This is a genomic window from Mycobacteroides chelonae CCUG 47445, from assembly GCF_001632805.1.
GTDB lineage: Bacteria > Actinomycetota > Actinomycetes > Mycobacteriales > Mycobacteriaceae > Mycobacterium > Mycobacterium chelonae.
This window is the reverse complement of the sequence record NZ_CP007220.1, coordinates 1,573,790-1,594,198: the sequence shown is the minus strand read 5'-3', so window position 1 is coordinate 1,594,198 and position 20,409 is coordinate 1,573,790. Positions and strand designations below refer to the sequence as shown.

General features: G+C 60.4%; 23 protein-coding genes and 1 tRNA gene. 10 read left to right on the top strand and 14 right to left on the bottom strand.

Going from position 1 to position 20,409, the window contains the following annotated elements:
• Positions 1 to 9: 9 nt before the first annotated feature.
• Positions 10 to 1,140 (bottom strand): tyrosine-type recombinase/integrase, encoded by a 1,131-nt coding sequence (locus BB28_RS07930; RefSeq protein ID WP_064393436.1) that lies wholly within the window; start codon positions 1,138 to 1,140, stop codon positions 10 to 12.
• Between the two features lie 274 nt (positions 1,141 to 1,414).
• On the opposite strand from BB28_RS07930, the gene BB28_RS07920 reads away from it, so the two are divergent.
• Together BB28_RS07920 and BB28_RS07915 are read left to right on the top strand one after the other, a co-directional pair.
• Positions 1,415 to 1,771, top strand: a complete 357-nt coding sequence (locus tag BB28_RS07920; RefSeq protein ID WP_046253099.1) for a DUF2834 domain-containing protein — start codon at positions 1,415 to 1,417, stop codon at positions 1,769 to 1,771.
• 419 nt (positions 1,772 to 2,190) lie between these two features.
• The gene (locus BB28_RS07915; protein WP_030094999.1) at positions 2,191 to 3,078 is read left to right on the top strand and encodes a DivIVA domain-containing protein; all 888 of its coding nucleotides are present in this window, start codon (positions 2,191 to 2,193) and stop codon (positions 3,076 to 3,078) included.
• Positions 3,079 to 3,147: 69 nt separating this feature from the next.
• On the opposite strand, the gene BB28_RS07910 is transcribed toward BB28_RS07915, so the two are convergent.
• A complete protein-coding gene (locus tag BB28_RS07910; protein ID WP_046253098.1) occupies positions 3,148 to 4,365 on the bottom strand; it encodes a L,D-transpeptidase in 1,218 nt (405 codons plus the stop codon).
• 157 nt (positions 4,366 to 4,522) lie between these two features.
• On the opposite strand from BB28_RS07910, the gene BB28_RS07905 reads away from it, so the two are divergent.
• From BB28_RS07905 to BB28_RS07885, 5 genes are all read left to right on the top strand, one after another.
• Positions 4,523 to 4,595 (top strand) — tRNA-Lys (locus BB28_RS07905).
• Between the two features lie 259 nt (positions 4,596 to 4,854).
• Positions 4,855 to 5,172: a hypothetical protein gene (locus BB28_RS07900; protein ID WP_046253097.1), complete on the top strand. Its 318-nt coding sequence runs from the start codon at positions 4,855 to 4,857 to the stop codon at positions 5,170 to 5,172.
• 7 nt (positions 5,173 to 5,179) lie between these two features.
• Positions 5,180 to 7,381: a hypothetical protein gene (locus tag BB28_RS07895; RefSeq protein ID WP_235604546.1), complete on the top strand. Its 2,202-nt coding sequence runs from the start codon at positions 5,180 to 5,182 to the stop codon at positions 7,379 to 7,381.
• A gap of 4 nt (positions 7,382 to 7,385) precedes the next feature.
• The gene (locus tag BB28_RS07890; protein WP_046253096.1) at positions 7,386 to 8,033 is read left to right on the top strand and encodes a GAD-like domain-containing protein; all 648 of its coding nucleotides are present in this window, start codon (positions 7,386 to 7,388) and stop codon (positions 8,031 to 8,033) included.
• Between the two features lie 65 nt (positions 8,034 to 8,098).
• Positions 8,099 to 8,452: a hypothetical protein gene (locus BB28_RS07885; protein ID WP_046253095.1), complete on the top strand. Its 354-nt coding sequence runs from the start codon at positions 8,099 to 8,101 to the stop codon at positions 8,450 to 8,452.
• A gap of 131 nt (positions 8,453 to 8,583) precedes the next feature.
• On the opposite strand, the gene BB28_RS07880 is transcribed toward BB28_RS07885, so the two are convergent.
• Positions 8,584 to 8,781 carry a hypothetical protein gene (locus tag BB28_RS07880; RefSeq protein ID WP_064393435.1) on the bottom strand — a complete coding sequence of 66 codons (198 nt, stop codon included), beginning with the start codon at positions 8,779 to 8,781 and terminating at the stop codon, positions 8,584 to 8,586.
• 666 nt (positions 8,782 to 9,447) lie between these two features.
• Here BB28_RS07880 and BB28_RS07875 point away from each other — a divergent pair.
• A complete protein-coding gene (locus tag BB28_RS07875) occupies positions 9,448 to 10,869 on the top strand; it encodes an AAA family ATPase (RefSeq protein WP_046253092.1) in 1,422 nt (473 codons plus the stop codon).
• 85 nt (positions 10,870 to 10,954) lie between these two features.
• Here the strand turns inward: BB28_RS07875 and BB28_RS07870 are convergent, their stop codons facing one another.
• From BB28_RS07870 to BB28_RS07860, 3 genes are read right to left on the bottom strand one after another with little or no spacing between them, the layout of a single operon-like run.
• The gene (locus tag BB28_RS07870) at positions 10,955 to 11,242 is read right to left on the bottom strand and encodes a hypothetical protein (protein ID WP_046253091.1); all 288 of its coding nucleotides are present in this window, start codon (positions 11,240 to 11,242) and stop codon (positions 10,955 to 10,957) included.
• Positions 11,239 to 11,607 carry a hypothetical protein gene (locus BB28_RS07865; protein WP_052740154.1) on the bottom strand — a complete coding sequence of 123 codons (369 nt, stop codon included), beginning with the start codon at positions 11,605 to 11,607 and terminating at the stop codon, positions 11,239 to 11,241. The genes BB28_RS07870 and BB28_RS07865 overlap by 4 nt, the downstream gene beginning before the upstream one ends.
• Positions 11,608 to 11,664: 57 nt before the next feature.
• On the bottom strand, positions 11,665 to 12,462 hold the full coding sequence (locus tag BB28_RS07860; RefSeq protein WP_046253090.1) for a DUF2786 domain-containing protein: 798 nt from the start codon (positions 12,460 to 12,462) through the stop codon (positions 11,665 to 11,667).
• Between the two features lie 310 nt (positions 12,463 to 12,772).
• Here BB28_RS07860 and BB28_RS07850 point away from each other — a divergent pair, with 310 nt between their 5' ends.
• Both BB28_RS07850 and BB28_RS07840 read left to right on the top strand, forming a co-directional pair.
• A complete protein-coding gene (locus tag BB28_RS07850) occupies positions 12,773 to 13,783 on the top strand; it encodes an ADP-ribosylglycohydrolase family protein (RefSeq protein ID WP_046253088.1) in 1,011 nt (336 codons plus the stop codon).
• A 622-nt stretch (positions 13,784 to 14,405) separates the two neighbouring features.
• Entirely contained in the window at positions 14,406 to 14,654 is a 249-nt protein-coding gene (locus BB28_RS07840) for a hypothetical protein (protein ID WP_046253086.1), read from the top strand.
• 11 nt (positions 14,655 to 14,665) lie between these two features.
• Here the strand turns inward: BB28_RS07840 and dnaN are convergent, their stop codons facing one another.
• The 8 genes from dnaN to BB28_RS07800 form a co-directional block, all read right to left on the bottom strand.
• The gene (gene dnaN, locus BB28_RS07835) at positions 14,666 to 15,844 is read right to left on the bottom strand and encodes a DNA polymerase III subunit beta (RefSeq protein ID WP_052740151.1); all 1,179 of its coding nucleotides are present in this window, start codon (positions 15,842 to 15,844) and stop codon (positions 14,666 to 14,668) included.
• Positions 15,845 to 15,928: 84 nt separating this feature from the next.
• A complete protein-coding gene (locus BB28_RS07830) occupies positions 15,929 to 16,624 on the bottom strand; it encodes a hypothetical protein (protein WP_046253085.1) in 696 nt (231 codons plus the stop codon).
• The gene (locus tag BB28_RS07825) at positions 16,621 to 16,914 is read right to left on the bottom strand and encodes a hypothetical protein (RefSeq protein WP_126315379.1); all 294 of its coding nucleotides are present in this window, start codon (positions 16,912 to 16,914) and stop codon (positions 16,621 to 16,623) included. The genes BB28_RS07830 and BB28_RS07825 overlap by 4 nt, the downstream gene beginning before the upstream one ends.
• Before the next feature lie 30 nt (positions 16,915 to 16,944).
• On the bottom strand, positions 16,945 to 17,265 hold the full coding sequence (locus BB28_RS07820) for an LtfC-like domain-containing protein (protein ID WP_046253083.1): 321 nt from the start codon (positions 17,263 to 17,265) through the stop codon (positions 16,945 to 16,947).
• Positions 17,255 to 17,581 (bottom strand): DUF2746 domain-containing protein, encoded by a 327-nt coding sequence (locus tag BB28_RS07815; protein WP_052740149.1) that lies wholly within the window; start codon positions 17,579 to 17,581, stop codon positions 17,255 to 17,257. Before BB28_RS07815 ends, BB28_RS07820 begins: the two co-directional genes overlap by 11 nt.
• Position 17,582: 1 nt before the next feature.
• Positions 17,583 to 17,795, bottom strand: a complete 213-nt coding sequence (locus BB28_RS07810; protein WP_046253082.1) for a hypothetical protein — start codon at positions 17,793 to 17,795, stop codon at positions 17,583 to 17,585.
• A 21-nt stretch (positions 17,796 to 17,816) separates the two neighbouring features.
• Complete coding sequence (locus BB28_RS07805; protein ID WP_081252225.1) at positions 17,817 to 18,893, bottom strand: PE-PPE domain-containing protein; 1,077 nt, start codon at positions 18,891 to 18,893, stop codon at positions 17,817 to 17,819.
• Positions 18,890 to 20,275, bottom strand: a complete 1,386-nt coding sequence (locus tag BB28_RS07800; protein ID WP_052740148.1) for a peptidoglycan recognition protein family protein — start codon at positions 20,273 to 20,275, stop codon at positions 18,890 to 18,892. Before BB28_RS07800 ends, BB28_RS07805 begins: the two co-directional genes overlap by 4 nt.
• Between the last annotated feature and the right edge of the window lie 134 nt (positions 20,276 to 20,409).

The window sequence follows — 20,409 nt, the reverse complement described above, 5'->3', positions numbered from 1 at the left end:
GACGAATAGCTATGCCTCTGCCATGCGGGACAACGCCTCCGCGATCTGCCGGTCGCGGTCTTGCGCTGCGATCTGATACCGCATGCTCGCGTTAACGCTGGAATGACCAATCCTTGCCATCAGTTCCTTCGTCGTCGCCCCAGCTTGCGCGGCCATGGTTGCCCCTACATGCCGAAGGTCATGAACGCGCATGCCGGGCTTACCCACCGAAGCAAAACCCTTCTTGACTGACTTCGTGAATGCGGTTGCCGAAAGCCTTTGACCGCGAGTTGTAGTAAAGACGAACGCCTCCGGGCCGCGCCCTGTGTAGCGCGACATGTGTTCTCCAAGAAGTTTCGCGACGTGTGGAGGAACCGTGACATCACGGACACCTGCGTCGGTTTTCGGCGGGCCAACAACGAGCTTGTTGTCAACACGCGTTGCCTGTCGGCGCACTTTGATAATCGTCGAACTCTTCGAAGAGTGAATATCTTTGCGGCGCAATTCAATTAATTCTCCAAAGCGCAGGCCACACCACGACGCCACCGAGACGGCAACTCGATACTCTTCCGGGCATGCTTCAGCGACCTTCTGCAGCTCGACGGGAGTCAGTGACTCGACAGTCCGGGGCTTCGGCGGTCTACCGGCAACCTTGCTCTGGCAAGGGTTCTCGGAAACTACGCGGTCGGCTAGGGCAGTGTTGAACATCGTCTTGAGGAGCTGGTAGGCATGAGTGTTCCGAGTTGGCGTTGCCTTGTTCGATAGTTCGGCCCACCACACCCTGACATCCTGCGAACTAATGTCCCGCATAGCGTTGTCACCCAGATCCGGCAGTATGCGCCCCTTGAGTAGATCGCGGTAGAGCGCACGAGTCTTGGGCGCAAGATCACGATGAGGGAGCCACTGCTCCGAATATTCGCGCAGTGTGACCGAGGCCGCAGCTCTTGCCAACGCTCGGGTATCTGGCGGTGACCACTCCCCCATTTCGATCAGCTTGCGCTCGTCCGCCAGCCAGCCCTCGGCATCAATTTTTGCGCCGAACGTGTGGGCTGCGTAGTACCTTGTGCCGTTCTCTCCGAGGTACGACGCTTGGATGCGCCCATTCCGCATGACCCTGAGAGTCCCCCACGACCTGCGCCTAGTCGCTTTCTTAGTCGCCATAGTTGCAACCTTAATGCAACGCACAGACATAACGAAGTGGGGTTTTGTGTCCACATATGTCCGGCTTTAGGTTGCGTGCCAACATCCTTTTTACCTAGATCTACCTGTATCAATATGGATTTTTAGCAGTCAGGTTGCGATCCTGGCTGTCGCGGGTTCGAGTCCCGTCAGCCACCCCATTTCGGAATCGCCGTCTACGCAAGTAGGCGGCGATTCCGTTTTATTGGGCCCAGATCGCCTGAAACGCTGGCCGCCGACAGGTGACACTGCAGCGATGAGAACAGACCGAAGTCACGGGATCCTCCTTGCGACCACCCTCATCGCCTTTGTCATACAGAACTCGATCGCATGGCCATATGCCAGTAAGCATGGGCTGCGGAAAGCAGCAGCGGACTTCTTCAAGCCGCCGAGCAAGGCGCCATTGCCCGCCATCCGGTTCATTTACTCCGATACCTATCTGATGGGTACTGCGTTTCAGGCCTGGGCGTTCTCCGAAGCCCGTCGGCTCGGCATTCTCCGGTGGTGGGCGGCCTCCGTCCTGGTGACATTCGGCGTCGGAGCGGGCACCGCGGTTCCGTTCTTCCTCCTGGTCCGCGATACGGCCGCGGCACGATCACACCCCCGCCGCTAGCCCGGTAACCCATACCGCGATCGGGTAATTCGCGCCATCGCTACCTGGGATTAAGCGATCAAGATCGATTTCAGGAAACGCCCCGTGTAGGCGATACGTTTCATTACACGATCCATGGCAAACCGACAGGCTCCAAAAGTGCACGTCGACAGTGACTGCCGCCAGAAGCCGTCAGCTAATCATGAATACAGAGCATCGCGACCGCAGGAAACCTTCTACCCGCATGCTGATGCCGATGAAATCCTGAACGTTCCGATCAATATTGGTGCTATGACCAGGCACGTCGAGTGATGACAAATCTGGTTACGTCATGACCCAGTCTTTACCAACAGGTGTATACGAGAACTGGTAACGCGTGTCATACTCTTCGCGGGCTAACGTCCATCCACTCTTTCCGCACCTGTTTCCAAGGGGTACCAGTGACCGCGACCACCACCAACGAGTCCACTCGGAACTTCACCCGCACCCGCAACGGGTACGACCCCATTGAGGTGAACGAGTACATCAGCCGGCTGACGATCATGCACCAGTCCGGGCTGAACGACGTCGAGACGCTCAAGAGCCGACTTGAGGACGCCACCAAGCAGATCGGCTCACTCAAGGATGAGGTGTCCAACCTCAGCGACACCTCCCCCTCGGCGCACGCCATGACCGACAGGATGGCCAAGATGCTGCGCATCGCGGTCGACGAGGTCTCCGAGATGCAGAATGAGGCGCGCACCGAGTCCGCAGCCCTGGTTGCCTCGGCCAAGTCCGACGCGGAGGCCATGCGCACCAAGCACAAAGAAATGCTGGCCGACATGGCGGCCCGGCAGAGCGCGTTGGAGACCGAATACACCGAGGTGATGGCCCGCGCCCGCGAGGAAGCCAATCAGATTGTCGCCCAGGCCGTCAGCGAGTCCGAGCGGCTGCGTGCCGCCGAGACCAAGCGGCGCGAAAAGGCGGAAACCGAACTGGACGAGGAGCTGACCAAGCTGCGGACGGAGACCCAGTCAGCCGTCGACGAGCAGCGGCGCGGAACCCAGGCCGAGTGCGAGAAGCGCCTTGCCGACGCCAAGGAAGAAGCTGACCGCCGCCTGCGTCTGGCCGACGAGCAGATCGAGCGCCGCCTGGACCAGGCCCGCCGCTCCGTGGAAGAGGTTGGCCAGCAGCGCATCTCAATTCTGGAGCAGCTGATGAGCGTGCACGGCAAGCTCGAGAGCATCCCGTCCATCCTGGAGTCGGCCTACCGCGATCGTGACAACTCCAAGTCGATCATCATGGTGCCGTCCAAGCGGGTCCTCGACCAGAAGGTCATAGAAGGCTAGAAGCGGACCAGTCCGCAGAAAAGCCCCCGCACGATCGACGTGTCGGGGGCTTTTTCGTCTGCGGCGACGCTAGTTCCGGGCGTTTCCGGCCTTCCACTGGGACCAAGGAATGTTCCAGTCGCCAAGCCCGTCGGTGACAGGAAGAACGGGGCCAACCGTGTTGGAAACGATCACGATGTCACCGCGCTTGGTGTTCTCGTAGAACCACTTCGCGTTCGCGGTGCTGACGTTCAGGCAGCCGTGGCTGGTGTTGGTGCGCCCCTGCGCGCCGACGGACCACGGTGCGGCGTGCACGTAGATCCCGCTGTAGGACATCTGGGTGGCGTACTGCACCTTGGTGCGGTAGCCGTCGGGCGAGTTGACCGCGACACCATAGGTCGAGGAATCCATGATCAGATCCTTGAACCGCTCGCCGATGATGTATGTGCCGTTGTTGGTGGGCGCCTTGTCCTTACCCATCGAGGTCGGCATCGTCTTGATGATCTCGCCGTTGCGCTCGACGTTGACGACCTTGTTGTTGTCATCCACGCGGCTGATGATCGCGTCGCCGATGGAGAAGCGGGACGTCACGTTGTCCTGCCCGAAGACGCCGTTGCCCAGGTCCACCCCATAGGTGTTGACCTTCACATCGATCGACGTTCCGGGCTCCCAAAATGCCTCTGGGCGCCAACGCACTTCGCGGTTGTTCAACCAGTAGAACGCGCCCTCGACGGGCGGGTCGGTGGTGATCTTGATGGCCTTCTCCGCCGCCGCCCGATTCGGGATGCTCTCATCGAACCGGATGGCGACCGTTTGACCGATACCGACCACCTCACCATCACCCGGCATGACATACGGCATCGTCATGTTGTCCGGCGAATGAGTGCGGAACGATGCGTTGGCGCGCGCTACCCCTCCGAGGCCTCTGGCATCGGCCTTGATGGTGTACTGCTTGTCATAGCCGAGGGGCTCGGTGGTCGACCACGTCACACCGTCGGCACCGACCTCACCGGCAATCTCTTTGCCATCGGAGTTGACCATGGTGACGGTTCCGAGCACGCCTTCGCCCGCGGTCACGGTCACGGGCGCATCGACCGGGACGCCGACAGCTCCATCCTTGACCGACATCGCCAGCTTGGGGACCAGCAGATCCGCGTAAGGCGTTGCCTTGTCAATAACTTTCGGCGGTTCCTTGGAGGTGGCGTCCGCGCATCCGCCCAGCACAGCCATGGCTACAACAGGGAGTGCGAGCGCGGTGACCCACCGCCGACGCGCGCCAACCAGCAGGCGTGGACGACCCTGGGTCATGCTTTGCTCCCTTTGAAACTTGATGCACAAACTCAACGATGATTGTACGGGTTCAGGATGGTCGGCGACGACCTCAATAACCGCGACCGGGCTATCGGGGGGATGACAATTTTCGTTACGGGCTCCGAGGCTGCTAAGGTCTTCCACGCACGTTCACGCGCCGTTAGCTCAGTTGGTAGAGCAGCTGACTCTTAATCAGCGGGTCCGGGGTTCGAGCCCCTGACGGCGCACAGCTCAGAGGCTATTTCAGGGCAAGCTACAGGTCATCCTGTAGCTTGCCCTGTAGCTTAGGAAGATTCCTCAGCGCCAACTTCAGGCGCTCTTCTGCGAACTAGCGCACTTGATCCAGGCCACCGAAGTTCTCACATTTGCCCCCTCTATCCTAAGTTGCCTGGTTTAGCTAGACGGCGGAGGATTTTTGCCACTACGCTTCCCGTAGCCAAGCCGGGCGGACCGGACGCCGGTTCTAATTACTAGTCGGGGGTGTTGATGTCGGGCGACGAGAACGTGTTGCAGGCTGACTTGGCGGCGATGGGCAAGGTCGGTCCACACCTGCGTGAGACTGCCCGCGAGATCCGGGGCCGTATCCCGGCCAGCGAGCAGTCGACCCCTGGTGCCAGTGCGGGGCTGGCGGCGCTGCACGCTCTTTCTGATGCGATCTCGGATGTGGAGCGCATCGCCGCAGCGCGGTTGGAGACGATCAGCGACATCTACGACGCGGCACACGCGGCGTTCGTGACCGCCGAACAGCTCAACACCGGATACCAACGTCTGCCCAGCATCTACCAGTCGCCCACGCGCACATAGGGCATTCGTGGTGACGCCACTGGATGAGTTCATGGCCAAGAAGGCCAATGACTACATGACGCTGCTGGACCGTTTGCGGCCCCGCACGGCGGCGCTGAAAGCCAACTACGACGACGATTACAAGCGCTGGGCCACCACCCCGGACGGCACCTACTGGTCCGGGCAGTTCGCCGGCGCCTGCCAAGAAGCTGCCGCCGATGACTGCAAGGGCACCGATAACGCCGACGACACCATCGCCGACGCTGCCTCGCTGATGACCGCGACCATCACCTACTCGGTGCTGCCGAATCTGACTGGCGGGCAGAACCTCATCGAACGGGTGCTGGCGCACGCCGACAAGGGCGTCTCGATCGATCAGAACTATCAAATGCACTACACGCCGACCGAGGGTGAAAGCGACGATTCCATCGCCCGCAACCGCGCCCATGTCGCCGACACCCAACGGCAGATCGAAGAGTATGTCGGCAAGTGGGAGAAAGCCGACGCCGAACTCAAATCCCAGGCCGACGCCGCGCGCGAGAAAATGCTCTCCCGCATCAATCCCAAAGCGGCGCTTGTCGATGGCCGCAAGATTCTGCGCGACGCCGCCACCCCGAAACCGGGCGACCCGAACGCCACCACCGTCAACTACAAGGAGATGTATCCCAAGGCCACTGATCCGGCTAGCACGCAGGCCGCAGCCGCTACCGCTGCCGATCCGCACGCACCCGTGCTGGGTCCGCCCTCACCCGGCGACAAGCCCTTCCAGCCCGATCCACGCGCAGGTGGCCTCACCGACAAACTGGGCGTGATGGGCATTACCGAGCCCAAAAGCCCATTGGATAAACCACCGCCCCCGCCGGACGCGCGCACGGTGCCCGCGCCCAAGCTGGACCCCAACACTCCCCAGGGCAAAGCGGCCATCGACAAGTTCCGCAGTATCTTGGCCACGCAGTATCCGCCTGATCAGGTGGAGGCCAAGCTGTCTGAGGCCATCAAGGGCGCTCAGCAGGACCGGCCCATGGTCGCGACACCCGAACCCGGTACGCCTGAGCGTGTCCGGCAATCCGGTGGCGAGGCTTTCGCCGAGAAATGGGATCAATCCGGCCGCGCCAAGGATGACCTGCTGGGTATCAACGGTGGCGACCACGCGAAAGAGGCGTGGAAGGGCGTCGCTAAGGGGTTGTGGGATGTGGTCAATCCCGATCCCGTCCACCAGGTGGAACGTGGCATCGACCAGGCTAAGGGCGCTATCGATGAGGTCAAATCCGGCATTGACAACCCCAAAGCCTTCATCGGCAAACACGGCATAGAGATCGCCGCAGGTATCGCCACAGCACCCGTCGGCGGCGAAGGAGCACTACTCGGCACCGAAGGCCGCGCCCTCACCCACGGACTCGAAGACGCTGCGCCAGGGCACCCACCCACCCCTCATGGCGCCGAACCCCACACGCCAGTCACGGGACACGCACCCACCGAACCGCCAAGCGGCCCAACCCATCCCACACCGACAGTGGACCACCCGGCACCTGCGGTAGACCACCCCGGCGGAGACCACGGCATTCCCTCCAGCATCGAACACGCTGCCGGACTCCCGCGTTCAGCCGATGACATCCTGAACGACTCCCGCGCCGCACACCGCCTTGAACGCGACCAACTCGACTGGGACAGAGGCGAACAGAACCTTGCCGACCTCGCAGCCCACCATGGGGTATCCGTAGACGAGTTGCCACGAACCCCGCAATACGACATTCACCACCCCACGTACACCGACAAGATTGCTGCCGATCACAGCGCAGAGATCGACCGCCATACCCAAATGTGGGAGCACGGCTACAACACCCAAAGCGTTCAGCAGGTCCTCGACAACATGGACGCACCGCGTCAGCCCACCACCGACTTGCGCAATGAGCTACGACAAGGTTTGAACGATTATGGCTATGCTGATCTGATCAATGCGGGACACAGTCCCGCAGATGCAAAACGCCTTGCGGGCGAGTACGCCGAAGCTCAATTCCCTAGGGAACCAGGGCTTATCCCGCAGCCAGTCATACATAACCCGGACGGGGCGGGAGGCGGCTACACGCGGGCGTACACATATGGTGATTGGCAGGTCAACAACGCACTAGGTAATCTGACCAAACAGGAAAAGGACGCTCTCAGGGCGTTTCTCGAAACTCAACCACGAGACGCCATCGTGAACATCAGACTCACAGACGGACGGGGGTGACCAGATGGCCGATGAACACTTCGAGTGTTTCCTTCAGGATCTGCCGTTCTCGATTCAGGGCCCTGCATGCACAGACGAGCACGTGCGGGCATACACGGGACTCGTTCCCGACTGCCTCATCTCATACTGGCGAGAGTTTGGCTTCTCAGGATTCGGCAAAGGGGCTGCATGGCTTGTTGATCCGATCGAGTGGAAGCTGACCACCGAGGAGATAATTCTCGATCGAGTCCGGCACCCGAGGCTGGGCGAGGACGCACAGTTCATTCCGTTCGCCCGAAGCGCATTCGGAAAGGTTTGGTTCTGGACGCCCGGCTACGGCATGTCGCTCATCGTTGATATGGCGCGCGGAATCTTGTACCCGAAACCACAGGCGCGGGATCTATCACCAAGCGGCCTTGAGCTCACAATGCACGCGTTCTTCGGTGCATCCACCCTGGATCGATTCGAGTTCTACGATCGCGATGAGCAGCCCATGTTTGAACGGACCCACCAGCATCTCGGCGCACTTCAGTTCGATGAAGTGTACGGATTCGCACCCGGACTGCTAATGGGAGCGCCCGCGATCGTGGACGCCACTCACTTGTTCCAGATCCACGTCCATATGGCATTCCTCCGCACGGCAATCGGAGATGACTGGCACGTCGTAATCTGACGGGGGTCAGGAAACGTATCTCAATCCCCCTCCCCTGGGTTCCAAGTTGGTACTAGCATCACGCCATGTTCACCAAGATCGCGCTAGCCGCGCTGACCGCTGGTTGCGTCCTGGCGTGCTCAGCGCCGGCTAGCGCACCTGATGTACTCAAAACGAAGTCCGAGGTCAACCAGCAGGCCTGGGGCACTGAATTCAGACGCGCCTACCCAAATGGTGACTTCCGCTTCGACGCGCTCTATGACCAAGCGGTCGAGCATTGCAACTACAGCACCGAAGAGATGGCCAAGTGGGTCGCGCTCAATCACGACAAGGGCAGCAACGGCGTCATTAACGCGACACGCATGGGCATGAGTTACGTCTGTCCAGCGCGCGTATCTCACGTTGATCAGGCGATCACTAAGGTAGACGACCGGAACTGAGACCTATTGCCATACAGCAGGTCTCAGTTCCTTGATTTTTCAGCGCACCCAGACGCCAAGCGCTATGACGACGAGCATGCCCAGGATAGTTGCACGCCAGAGAGTCGTGCACATCGCTGCGTAGGGGTCGGTCACGCCCCCGCCACCTCCGCGAGCGTCCCCGTGATGGCTGTCGCCAGCTCAGCAGCGTTGCCATAGTCCAGCTCGACCGACTGAAAATCGCCGTCTCGGTCCAGGACCTTGACGGTGATCTTCTGCGCCTTAGCCCAGTGCTGCACGTCCAGCGTGTCGCCGTCCGGGTCGGTCGCGGTGAAGACCTGTTCTGACATGGTGAACCTCCTCAGTTGCACGTTGGTAGATGACTCTACTACCAAAACTGCACGAGGTCTATGTCCACCATTTGACGTAGCGTTGCCTTGTACAACAATTTCAGTGAGTCCATATTGGTAGACTTGTCTACCACTACTGCTACACTGATCACCGACACCGCAGGGTGTCAATCACAACAACGACAAGCGGAAATAGGGAGGTGAACATGGTTCGACTGCCTGATGGGATGAGCCGAGACGAGGCGTTAGCAGCACTGCGCCTACGGCGCAGGGTCGTTACCCAGAAGATTGCAAATCGCAAACGTGAGCTTCGTGCTCTCGTGACCGAAGTGGAATCTCTGGAGGCGGAGCTGACGCAAATCGAACAAGGCGAAGATCTACTGTCTAACTAGTCGGCAGATCACCAGGGGTCGGGAGCGACCCTCGCGACCCCTGGTCCCGTCTCGCTTGTCTGAGAAGTGATTTCGTTGGTCGCGATCACGGTAAGGACGCGAGCTAGCGCGCTAAGTGGTCATTGGGCGCGGACCCTATGACTGGCTCACGTCACCAACACACGGCACCCCGCCCGTTCTTCTATACCGGGTGGCGGGCGGGGTGCCCAACCATCAACAACAACAACCTCTTTCGCAAGGCGCGAAAGGTGCATTCAATGAAAGTGAGAAACCAATGAACGATACCGACATCATCACCGGTGATGAGGTTACCTTTCACAACAACCCGCAGATCGTTCTGCCGGAAGGCATTACATACGGCCGCGCCAAGGAGATCCTGGAGCGCATGCAGGACGAGGCCGAGTCGGTGCAACAGACCAGCCGTACCTACCAGTTCCGCCCGTTTGACGGCGCGGTCGCCACCTCTCGGGTGATGAAGCGCATGTTCGGTATCACCATCGGCGCTCCGAGCGGTGGCGGTTTCTTCTCTCCACCCGAGCCCCCGGAAACCCGCACGGTGCAGATTTCCGCAACGGAGACCCTGGAAGTTCCATGGGGCAACGTCTACCTGCCCAGCGTTGATAACCGGACGTTGGTCACCGTGGGCGGCAAGCGCGATCGCGACAACGGAATCGTCACTCATGTCACCGTCATCACCGCGAAGAAGAACGCCAAGATCGCGCGTGAGTTCCTGGATGCGATCGGTGAGGAGCTGAAAACCAACTCGATCTATCGCGGCAAGGCGATTGTCGGCACCGAGGAACCTGAGTTCCTGAACCTCGCGACCATCGTACCGAGTGAGATCGTCTTCTCCGACGAAGTGATGAGCACACTGGAAGGCACTCTGTGGTCGGTGATTCGGCACCGCAAGGCGCTCAAAGGCGAGGGTGTGCGCATCAAGCGCGCGCTGCTGCTGGAGGGGCCGTACGGTACCGGGAAGACCTCGGCCGGTCAGCTCACCGCGCTGGAGGCTGTCCAGAACGGTTGGACCTTCATCGCTGCACGGCCGGGCGATGACATCAACGATGTGCTCCGCACGGCGAAGTTGTACCAGCCCGCGGTGGTCTTCATCGAGGATGTGGACAACCAGACATCGACCAGCGACGTGGATCAGGTGTCCAAGCTGCTGGAGACCTTCGATGGTGTGACATCCAAGGGGTCCGAGGTCGCACTTCTGATGACTACCAACCACTTTGAGCGCATCCACAAGGGCATGCTCCGTCCCGGTCGCATCGATGCAGTGGTGGAGGTCGCGGCGCTGGACCGCAACGGTGTTGAGCGTCTGATCAAGGCCGTCGTCGCAACCGAGCGTCTTGCAGATGACGTGAACTACGACAAGGTCTATGAGGCGATGACCATCCAGCTTGGTGATGGTGTGGTGGTCGGTTTCTATCCGGCGTTCGTGCGCGAGGCTCTGGAGCGAGCCAAGACGTTCGCGATCGGTCGGCTCAATGGTGGAACCAACTACAAGCTGGGTACCACCGATCTGGTTGGCGCAGCAGTGTCGCTACATAACCAGCTCAAGGCGCAGTTTGAGGCCGAAGAGGGCATCGCCACGCCGACCATTGACGATCAGATCCAGAACCTCATGACGGACTTCGAGATTCGGGATTACGACAATGATTACGTCGGTACCTTGAAGCTCAAGAAGAGCTGATCCGCACCGCAGATACAAAAAAGCACCCCCGAGAGTGAATCTCGGGGGTGCTTCTGTATCAACGTGTTTCGCCACTGTGACGCATCTAGCGTCTGATGAGTCTCCCGAACGTCAGGCCGAGCAGAGCACCAAACCCGACCAGCACGCCCAGCGTCGTCAGCAGGGTCCGCGTGGTCATCTCTTCGACCTCGATCTCCTCCAGGTCATCACACTCGGGGCACCGACACTTCTCACGGTAGTGCGTGCAGTCGCACGGGCCGTCCAGCTCATGGCCAGCGCACGCGCCGGCGCGATGGTGCGGGTCGCCGAGGTCGTGGCTTTCCAGGTCGTGACCGCACGCGCAGATGTCAGTCAGACCCAGATAGTCGGTCACCGCTTCCCTCTCCAACGCCGCACCGTCATACGATCAACGCGGGCCGCGCGCTGTGCGCCATGCTCACTCAGACCGTCCTCCATCGACAGCAGCGCCACGACGCGCGCGACGGCCATGCCCGTGTCGGCGCGGCTCCGCGCTCGCTCCAGCGCCAAACCAGCATCATCCAGGGTCAGCTCTTCCGAGAGATACCGCGCCGCAGCCATGATCGCCGCGTCGCGCATCGGATACTCCGCTGGGTCTGCGTAGCGCTCGACAAGATCGTTGAACGTGTCCGCGAAACGCGCCGATGCTGCGCGAGACAGCTTGAAACCGTTGTCGCGTAGCCATCCGGCTGCGTTGGTGGGAGCTGTTGCCATGGTCATGAAGTGTCCTCCAGTTGTCACCTTTTAGTCTAGTGACGTGGCCGGTAGTGCAAGCTACTAGCGCGGCAAACCTAGAGGGTCTACCGACTCAACCGGCCGATCCATGGTCGCGGTCTGTCCGGCGCGCGCGCCCTGGTTGAATCCATCGTCACTGAACTGGTCCACCATCGTGTTGACGGCGTCCGGGTACGCGCCGCGCATCGCGTCGTCAGCGCGCTCACGGTCGGACTTGTACAGCGCGACCACGCCAGCCTTGTCGGCGGCCTCACCTTCCTGGAGCTTGATGCGCTGAGCGATCGACGCGGCGAACCCGATCAACCAGGACCGGCGGTAGACGTGCAGCGATACCGGTGCGCGCATTTCGCGCGACATCTCCACCAGGTGGTTCATCCGCTCGGCTCTATTCATCGCCGCCCACTCGGGTTGGGTGAGCTTCTGAACCCGTTTCTGTTCCGGCATCTGCACTTTGGCAACCAAGCGCGTCGCCTGTGGTTGCAATATCTCCCAGAGCATCTGTAGACGCTCAACATGGTGAGACATACCGAAGACGTGCACGAACGGGATGTCATTGAGTCCAACGGTCTTGCAGTGCAACGCCTCCGCGAGGATGGACAGCATGTGCTTCTGCTCACTCGCGTAAGGACTATGAACGAGCATTAGCGTGTCGATGGCGTTCGGTATGTCGCTGATGTCGAGACCGCGCTGATGCGCGCGCACAGTCGCCAGGTCGATGCCATGCTTGGCAAGCAGCGCGAAGGCGCGTTCCTGAAATGCCTCCTCCTCGGGCGTACCTGCCACATCCTCGGCCTGTCGCAACAGCTTTGCGATCTTGTCAACGATCTTTTCGTCGGTCATGGGTGTCCTCTGATGTTGTGTTGTCTTGGTAGTTCATTCTACCGAGATGCTAGTAGACGGCTCTACCAATGTGATACGGTAGATTGGTCTACCAAACAACGGACGAAAGGGCTGCTCATGGCCAAGAGGGTTTGGATCGATAACGGCGGAATGGTCACGTGCGACGAGCACTCGGGTATGTACATGCGTTTCGCCATCAAGGAGCGGCCCAGCGCGAAGCGGCACACCACACCTCTCGGTGTGTACGTCGCTGATGAGTCCGGAAAGTACGAATGCGAAACCTGCGTCCCCTTCCACATGAGGAAACCAAATGCCTAGTAAATGGTCCAACGTGCTCCGTGGTGTCGCCTATGGCGATGCGTGGGGCTACCGCAATGAGTTCAGGTCGTACGCTCAGCTCACCGAAAACGGGCTAATGGGCCCAGAGCTGCCCGAGAAGCTGATCATCAGCGACGACACTCAGATGACGCTCGCGCTCGCGCGAGGTCTCCACGACACAAAAGATGTGACCGATGATGAGGTCGGCGTCAAGATCATCGATCAGTGGATCAAGTGGTTCGATGACCCGGACAACAACCGCGCACCGGGCAACACGTGCATGCGCGCTATCGGGGCGTTGAAGAACGACTTCCCCTGGCCCAAGGCCACCGTTTTGAACTCGGATGGATGCGGCACGGTAATGCGCGTCAGTCCCGCAGCTTTCGTAACCAAAGATCGCAGCTGGCAGGGGGTCGCCGCGTGGCAAGCAGCATCCACCCACGGACGCGCGACAGGCATCGCCGCGTCGCTCTTAACCGCAGCGATCATCCGCAAAGCGCGAAGCATCTACCCAGGGCGGCTGCTCGAAGAGGCGATCTATCTGGCAAGCACTGGGCTACATCATGATTCGTCTCTACTTACGGATGTTGACCGTTGGATCGACGGTCACCCTGTCGTCGCTGAGGTCGGCGTGCGTCGGTTCATGACGCGCGGTCTGCTCTTCGTCCAGGACCGTCTGCTGACCGCGGATATCGCACTTCGCCAGTTGCGTGATGCTGGTGCTGATCCGTGGGATCTCGATCCGTGTGAGCACGCAGGCCCCGGCTGGCGCGCTCACGATGCGCTGGCGTGCGCGCTGTTCTGCATCGATCTGTTTCCCAATGACCCGATAGCCGCGCTGCGCCGCGCGACGGTCACGAGCGGTGACAGCGACTCGATCGCGGCGGTCGCGGGATCAATCCTCGGCGCGATGTATGACGACCCATGGCCTGCCGAGTGGTTCGATCGGCTGGAAACGCGCTACCAGAAAGAGATTTCAGAAGCGGAAGGATACGAGTTCTGATGACTGACACAATGATGGGATTAGAACTAACGGTCTTGCGACCCGCGGACTTTCCTGACTGCACCCTGAATGGCATTAGCGCACGGCATTCTCGTCTGGTACTGGTCGGTATCGCGAGCGACCTCAACGGTGAGCTGATTCCACCACCGGAGGGATCACGGGTTGTGGAGTCTACGAGCGATAACGCCGTGGTGCTTGTCGGACCAAATCTACCCGGAGCGCTGCCGCATTTTGTGCCGCTCTCGGCGTTCCAGATGCGCCGGTGGACGATGTTCGGTGGCAACATGGCGTCTGGCGACTCACGACTGGGAGGGCTGATTGAAAGGGTATTCAACGGTCCCCCGTGTGTAGGAGCTGTCTGCGTCCACGATCGAATCGAGGCGGGAAGTCGCCTAATCTCCGACATCATAGCCGAACTGGATACCAGGCAGTAGAACGAAAAAGACGCCCCCAACCGCAACTGAATGCGGTTGGGGGCGTCTCCTTTTGGCACCCCTGACGGGAGCGCCAGTTACCCGGTTCACCGGACGGGTTCCAGCGCTACAACCGCCAGGGGTGGTATGTGAGGGCCAAGCGATTTGATCGCAACCCACGATGGCAAGGTTCGTGAAACAATCCCCCGGTGAACAATGATGATGATGAAGAAAGAGATGAAGAGAAGGAAGCGCTCGATCTCGCAATTGGACTCTGCGTCTCGCAGCTGAAATCGGAACCTTTGATCGATCTAGCGAAGGATCTTGGTAATCCAAATTTCAAAGATGACGTGACACGTGGACTCAGGATATTGGTGAGCATCCTTCTCTCCGCTGTGTCAACAGCCACCGGTAAGTCCGACGTAGACATCTTGGAAGAGATTCGCGAAATCACCTGATTCCCAACGATCTACGTGGCCGGTTCGGTGTGGCGAATCGGCTGGATCATCTGAATCGTCTCACCGGCAAGCGGATTGGCCAGAAGATCATCTGCCTCGACAACATCCGGCGCAAACATCAACCCGCGCAGACCACCTTGCAGGCCGATGGTCGCCTTGTCGCTGTCGAGAGCATTCAGGCTGTCCATGAGGTACACGGGGTTGATCCACACGGTCTCAGGCTCTCCGTTGAGCTGCACGTCAATGTCCTCATTGACCGTGCCGATCGAAGTGCTCGCGTAGACGTTCAGCGTGTTGTCACCAAAGGTCAATTTCATCCTCGGATGGTTGTCAGCCGACGAGCCGGTGACCGCCAGCGCGCGGGTGACAGACTCGGCGATCTCGGGGACGAGAACGGCCGCGGTGGTCAGGTATTGCTTCGGCAGCGCGGCTCGACAGTTTGGGAACTTGTCATCGACGAGTCGCGAAGTCATGCGTCGGGTACCGCCATGGATGCCGAGAAGCTGTGCGTCGCTTTCATTCCCACTGATGGCGAGATAGACCTGATCGTCACCGAGTCGGCCAATCTCGGCCAGCGCTCGCGTCGGGATCAGTAAACGTTGCCCAATGGCCAGGTTGTCGGACAGCGGCGTCCAGTCGATCTCACGCATGGCGATCCGGTGGCCGTTGGTTGTCGTGAGTGTCAGTGTGGACTGACTGGTGATCTCCAGGCTCACGCACATCTGACCGGGTTTGGCCTCGTCGCTGCTGGCCGCGCCGATCACTTGCGTGACCGCATGGCTGAACTCGTCGGCGCTCACGGTGCCGGTGTCCTCGGGCAGCACCGGCAGCACGGGATACTGGTCGGCGACCATTGTCGGGAGACTGAAGTCAACCTTGCCGCACTGGATGGCCACGGTTGAACCGTTGTCGGTCCAGGTGACCGGCTTGCGTGGCAGCACCTTGGCGATCGTCGCGAGCAGTCGGCCACTGACCAGAGAGCTACCCGGCGTCACCTGCTGCGCTTCTGGTAGGCCGATCTCGGCGCTCACATCCAGGTCGAAGCTGCTCAGCGTCAGTCCTGATGGCCCTCCCGTCACCAGCATTCCCGCCAGGATGGGCGTCTGTGGCTTACCGGGGATGATGCGTGCGGCCCACGTGACAGCCTCTGTGAACGCGTCGCGGTCCATGGTGAATGACAGATCGGGCATCTCTACTCCAGGCTCGGATAACGGGGTCTCAGAGCTGAATGTAGCCCGGTAGTTGACAGTTCATGTCCTACAGTTTTGGTAGCGCTACACGTCGAGATATTCGTATGACGTGAACAGCGCGCCGACGTTGATCACACCTAGGAACAGATCCACTCCGACCGCGACGCCGTGGTTTCTGAACCCCGGTCCATGGTTGATCTCATTAGCGCGCACCGCCAGACTCGTTACCTGCGTGTTGTTCCGGTAGGCGCGGATGGTGTGGTTGGGCTCGTCATACCACACCGACACCGAATCGCTGTTGGCCCACGCAACGCTGACCGTCGCGTGCTTGGTCACCGTCGCCGCGTTACCGCGGCCCTTGATGATGTGCAGCTTGTTATTGATGATGCCGGTCTCAACCTCGATGCCGTAGTAGGTGTTGAACAACGCGTCACCACAGATCACCAGCCGGGTCTTGCCGCCAGCCAGTGAGCCGATGACCGCGTTGGCGCGGCCGTTGTCGCTCATTGCCTGCACCTTGTGGCGCACAAGGCCGCGGCCAGCTAGCTTTCCGGCGTCGATATAGGGATCACCACCGAAGAACGGCAGGCCGCCGTAAACCATGGCGAACTTGTCCAGGTTGGTGAAGGTGTCGGTGACGTGCATCTTGCCCGTCACGCGCACATCAGCAACGACGCCGACGCGCGCACCCTTGCCGACACCCTCGATGGGCTGGGACAGCACACCGGGCCGCGCGTGAACCATCCGCGTGAACGGCTTAGGTGGGAATACCAGGGTCATGTGCGTTCCTGCACATATGGATTGAGCGCCACAACCAGATCGGCTGCGGCCTCGAAGTTCGCAACGAACGGCCGGGACCCTACGAATGCACCAGCATGCCAGAAGCCGATGTGTGTCGATACACCGACGTAAGCCGCGAATGTGACTACCGCCGTTGACTCGCCGTTGTCCGCAGGCGCCCATGTCGGTGTCTTGCGTGCGATGCCGGGCATCTCATTGGCACCACCGGCACCGGGCTCGCTGTTGTGTAGCGAGACCTCATCGAAGTAGCCAACCATTGTGGTGCACATAGCATTCAGAACAGATTCGTCAATCATCCGCTACCCCTGCCTTGAGACGGTGCCAAGAATCCAGACCAGCCGAGGCTTGGGGGCGTCTGGGTAGACGAGATAGACGCGAAACCGTGCCCCGGCTGGGATCGGCTCTAGGTCCTCGGCCTCGATGAAGAAGCTCGCACCGGAGGCGTCAACGTCGATCGATGGCCAGACGCCAAGCGTCTCACTGAAATTGTGCGAGTACATGTACAGCGTGACGGTGGTGCCAGCGGGCAGGTTATCACCTACTGGCACGTCCCATCGGTGCGCGAGGTCCTGGCCCTGAATGAGGTTGATACGATCGACGATCGCGACGTTACCGATCATGGCGGTGCCTTTTCGCTAGTTCCTGGTCCGACGCAATACGTTCGTCGCGTTCGGCATTGAGGTCTTCGCGCAGATTGCGGAACCCGGTGCGGACCTCAGAGCGAAAGTCGCCAAAGTCCTTTCGTATACCGCGAACGTCGTCTTTCACCTCGTCAAGGTCGGTGCGCATCGGCGTCTTATGACCGTTTTGGACCTGACCGCGAATGGCTTCCAACTGATTGCGCGTCTGTCGTTGCGACAGCACGTAGGCAATGCCGATGATGCCGTAGGCGACCAAGTCCATCAGGTTGTCGGCTCCGATGCCGCTCCAGTTCACGTCAGAACAACCCGTCTCGCCGCTGCTCGTGCAGCACTCGACCGGCCACGCCGATCACTCCGAGACCCAGCATGGTTCCGGCCATGTCCAGCAACGGCGGTACCGCTTCTTTGTCAATGACATTGGCAGCGGCGAGTCCCGTGAGTACCACGAAGGTAACGCCGTACAACGCAATTCGCTGTGTCGATGTCAGCTTTTCACTCAGATTCGGCATGATTAATCCTCTCGTAATTCGCTACACCGCAAGCACTTTGCGACCGTATGCGTTCATCGAATCGATGGCATGGTGGACAGAGCTACGCCCTGAGCCGTCCATTACGTCATCAATCCCGTAGGTGCCGTGATCGCGAGCACCGGATGCCGCGAACCGAATCGCGATACCAGCGGCGCGCGCGGCATCGATCAGGTTCAGCGGGTTACCCAACAGCTCGGCGATCTGCTCAGCCAGACCACCCTTGCCAGTCAATGCCGCGACCATATCTATGGCCATCTGAAACGGGTCGTGAATCTGGAGACGCGTCAGCACGTCATAGACGGCTGTAATGTCGTCGCCAGCATCACCATTCGGCACGGCTGTATACATATCGCCAGCGTGTGCATAATCGTGCCAGGTGAGCGGCGTGCCCTCGATGCGATTCGGCGAGATGCCGCGGCCCGCGAGTGTGTCACCGGGCCAGGTGTGGTTCTCCTCGCGACACGGATTACCAAAGGTGTAGCCGCCGATGAAGTCACTCGCGCGGTGCGACAGGGAGCCGCCGTGAATGATCTCTCGCAATAGACGCGATGCCGCCTCGGCACCCTGCGAGTAGCCACCGAGCATGAACTTGCCCGGCGTCGCGGCGATCCGCTTGATGCCAGCCCTTACAGCGACCTCTACCGATTCCTGGTACGACAGCGACGTAATGCCGGTGACTGGACCACCGGGGATGGGGCCGAAACTGGCTGGGTAGTCGATCGGCACCCAGGTGAAGAATCCGGGGTCCAACCCGCGTGCCGCGTCAGCCTGGAAACCCCAGTCCGCGGCGGACCATGTTCCGGCGAACGTGTATACGGTAATGCGCTGCCATGGAAGCGGTTTAAGTCCGTACAAACGCAGCCTGGTCGCGTAGTTCGCGATGCCAACTGCCGGTAGCCCGACGTTCTTCTGGAACTGAATCAACACGCGCTCAGTGAGTTCATCGAAGTAGTCGCCGTGGGTCATACCCATGTCGCGCGCCCATCGAAACTTCTCGGTGAGGTAGTACCGGACTCGCTCAACCTCGGGACCGTTGTCACCTCGGCCGTAGCCGACAAACTGACCGTTGACGATCACTTCTCGCCCCTGACCTTAGCCAGGATGCGACGGGCTAGCTCGGCGTCTCGCTGACGATCCGGGTACTCGTCGGGGTCTGCCCCAGCGATCTCCTCCAGTAGCTCAATCGCTTTGGCGTCTCCGTACCCAGCGCGCTTCTCAATCGCCTCGACGTGGCTGTTGGCGTCCATCACCCTGATGTACCCGGCAATGTTGTTCGCCTTCTTCTCACCGAGATGGCGCAGCGGAGAGAGTGATTCCACGATCTCTCGCTGCTCCCGAACGTAGCCCAAGATCTCGCGCTGTTCGTCGTCCGATAGTGCCATGAGGAAACCTCCTGTGTTGGAGCCGATTTGACGCTGAACATCGGCACGGAAGATGTCCATGTCGATCTGGCCGGGGTCCCACTTGCCCTCATCGGTCTGCGGGTCGCCGTCGTCGTATTCCTTGTGCGAGATGCTTCGGCTTGCATCAACGCCGAGGCGGCGACCGATCGCGGCGTTGATCTTGACCAGCGCCTCATATTGGGAGTCGGGCCACGAGCTGCGATGGCGTAAAGGCAGATCGGATGAGCCGCCGCCATCGTTCTGGCATTCAATGCCTATGGTCCGCTGATTACCTGTACCGGGCCTCAGATCGCCGTACGCGCCTGTTCCCGCATGCCAACACACACCGACAGCGACAAGCTCAGCCACGCCATCGCGGCGTAAATGGATGTGCGACAGTGGCCCTGGCAGGTCTGGACGTCCATCCCAGATGGATCGCCACGTTGAGCCGTTACTTCCGGTGTGGTGATTGACGACACCCCAGAGTGAGCCCATGTCGCCGTGGCCGCGCTCCAGCCAGCTCACATCGCCTACGGAGCACTCGACTACGGCCACGCCCTCGGCGCGCAGCACGTCGGCGAGCCATACGGGGTCACCCGTCCATGGTCCCGAGGGCTGTTCCGGCTCGCCGGGATTGCCACTGACGGCGCGGTCATAGACTTCGTTGGCTTCGCGCCAGTGCTCGTCGTAGCGGTCCGGGAACGCCGATCGCTGTACGTCCTGGGCCATCCGGCCCGGTGAGCGCGAATTACCGCGGTAGTCATACGACAGGCGCAACAGCGCCTCCAGAAACATGCGTGAGGACTCGCGAATGTCCATGCGGCGGAATGCACCAACGGGATCGCCGAACAGTCCACCCCACCCCCAGTTTGCACCTTTGGGCGCCTGCTGCTGAAAGTATCCCGATGAGTAGCCGTCGTCCCCCTCAGCGTCGTGTGGCAGCGCCAGGCATTGCGGGTCTTTGATGTTGGCGAAGCACCACCAGCCGTACTCGCCAGACTCGGGGTTAGTCGTGCCAACCTCCACGGCGATCGTAGCGAGCGCGATCTTGACACCCTTCGGCTCCACGCCGAGCATCGCTGCTACTGAAATAACTTCTTGTGCAATCTCTTCGCGTGTCATCATCGGCCTCGATCGCGTGAAACGCATCATCGGATCACCATCCGTGTTTCCCTTCCGCAAGGCGCGGGTCCTTCTCACCCGGTGAGTAG